General features: G+C 52.9%; 1 protein-coding gene. It reads left to right on the top strand.

From position 1 onward, the window contains the following. The coding region (locus Q8W24_RS16725; protein WP_305476029.1) for a cadherin repeat domain-containing protein at positions 1–1,704 on the top strand (1,704 nt) is incomplete at both ends.

The following is a 1,704-nucleotide window of genomic DNA, read 5'->3' as shown; positions in this document are numbered from 1 at the left end:
TGCGGATTATGAGAGCAAGTCCAGCTACAACTTTACTGTAATCGCCACCGATGGAGCCGGTAACCACACCGACCAAACCGTCATCTTAGCAGTCAATAACCTCGATGAAGTCGCACCAACCATTACATCTGGCGCTATCGCCACTGCGATTGATGAAAACCCTGGTGCCGAGCAAGTGGTGTATACCGTTGTTGCTGATGACTCTGCTGATATCTCTGATGGCGTAGTTTTCTCGCTCTCCGGCGACGATGCGGCTTACTTCTCGATTGATGCCAGCACCGGCGAAGTCACCTTGTTGGCGGATGCCGACTACGAAACCAAGTCCAGTTATAGCTTTACCGTCACCGCGACTGATGGGGTTGGTAACTTTACCGATCAAACTGTCACCCTGGCGGTGAATAACCTGGATGAAGTGGGGCCTGTATTTACCTCTGGGACTCTGGCGGATGCCATTGACGAAAACTCCGGTGAAAACACGGTGATTTACACCGCGACCACGGACGACGCGGCAGTGGTTTATTCGTTGTCTGGTACAGATGCGTCACTGTTCAGCATCAACTCCGCTACAGGCGAAGTGACGTTATTGGCTGATGCCGACTACGAAACAAAAGCCAGTTACAGCTTTACCGTCACAGCTACTGATGGGGCGGGTAACCACACGGACCAAGCCGTTACGCTGGCGGTCAATAACCTCGATGAAGTCGCACCGACGATTACCTCTGGTGATACCGCGACTGCCATCGATGAAAACAGCGGTGCTGGGCAAGTGGTGTATACCGCTGTTGCTGATGACACTGCTGATATTTCTGATGGTGTGAGTTTCAGTCTGTCGGGTGCAGATGCTGCGTATTTCAGCATCAACTCGGCCACCGGTGAAGTCACCTTATTGGCCGACGCTGATTACGAGACCAAACCAAACTACAGTTTTACTGTAACTGGCACCGATGGGGCCGGTCACTTCACTGATCAGACCGTGACGCTGGCGGTCAATGATTTGGATGAGTCAGGCCCGGTATTTAACTCCGGGAGTCTGGCGGATGCCATTGATGAAAACTCTGGTGCCAGCTCGGTTATTTACACAGCCACAACCAATGATGCGATAGCGGTTTATAGCCTCTCGGGAGCCGATGCAGCGTATTTCAGCATCAACTCAGCCACCGGTGAAGTCACCTTATTGGCCGACGCTGATTACGAAACCAAACCAAGCTACAGCTTTACCGTCACCGCCACCGATGGAGCCGGTAACCACACCGATCAAACTGTGACGCTGGCGGTGAATAACCTGGATGAAGCAGCGCCAAGCATTACATCTGGCGCTATCGCCACTGCCATTGACGAAAGCTCAGGTGCCGGGCAAGTGGTGTATACCGCCACCGCTGATGACTCTGCTGATATTTCTGATGGTGTGAGTTTCAGTCTGTCGGGTGCAGATGCAGCGTACTTCAGTATCAACTCAGCCACCGGCGAAGTCACCTTGTTGGCGGATGCCGACTACGAAACCAAACCAAGCTACAACTTTACTGTCATCGCCACCGATGGTGCGGGTTTACAAGATAGCCAGACCGTCACTCTGGCGGTCAACAACCTGGATGAAGTGGGGCCTGTATTTACCTCCGGGGCTCTGGCGGATGCCATTGACGAAAATTCTGGTGCCAGCTCGGTTATTTACACCGCAGCGACCGATGACGCGACAGCGGTTTATAG

The organism is Oceanobacter sp. 4_MG-2023, from assembly GCF_030689165.1.
Taxonomy (GTDB): Bacteria; Pseudomonadota; Gammaproteobacteria; order Pseudomonadales; family Oceanobacteraceae; genus Oceanobacter.
The sequence above is the reverse complement of the archived record's forward strand: the minus strand, read 5'-3'. Positions and strand labels throughout refer to the sequence as shown.